The organism is Paraburkholderia sp. SIMBA_030, assembly GCF_046535245.1.
Classification (GTDB): domain Bacteria; phylum Pseudomonadota; class Gammaproteobacteria; order Burkholderiales; family Burkholderiaceae; genus Paraburkholderia.
This window is the reverse complement of sequence record NZ_JAWRXB010000289.1, coordinates 1-290: the sequence shown is the minus strand read 5'-3', so window position 1 is coordinate 290 and position 290 is coordinate 1. Positions and strand designations below refer to the sequence as shown.

Sequence of the window (290 nt, the reverse complement as noted above, 5' to 3'; positions counted from 1 at the left end):
AAAGAAACTCTGCATTGTTAAAGATCATGATCGCAACTGGATGGTGTTTTGATAAAGTGAAGACTTTGTTAGCTGTATTAAAAACCTTGCTAGTTGATTTATCACCATTAGTAATTGTCGCAGCACTATCTGCGGCTAATGCCATACCTGTCTTATTTAAGATCGCTACAACTGCTGTCATATAATTCTCTTTGGTTTAAAAGCTCAAATACTCAAAATACAAACAAAACCTGATTTGCTTCATTTATCTGTTTTATAATCTATATATACGGCATTAAATATATATCAAT

Annotated in this window: 1 protein-coding gene; it reads right to left on the bottom strand. The window is 31.7% G+C overall.

Translation table 11 applies throughout. The annotated features are described in order from the left end of the window. A partial coding sequence (locus tag SB772_RS40040) for a hypothetical protein (protein ID WP_410838523.1) occupies positions 1-181 on the bottom strand: 181 nt, incomplete at its 3' end. Positions 182-290 lie beyond the last annotated feature (109 nt).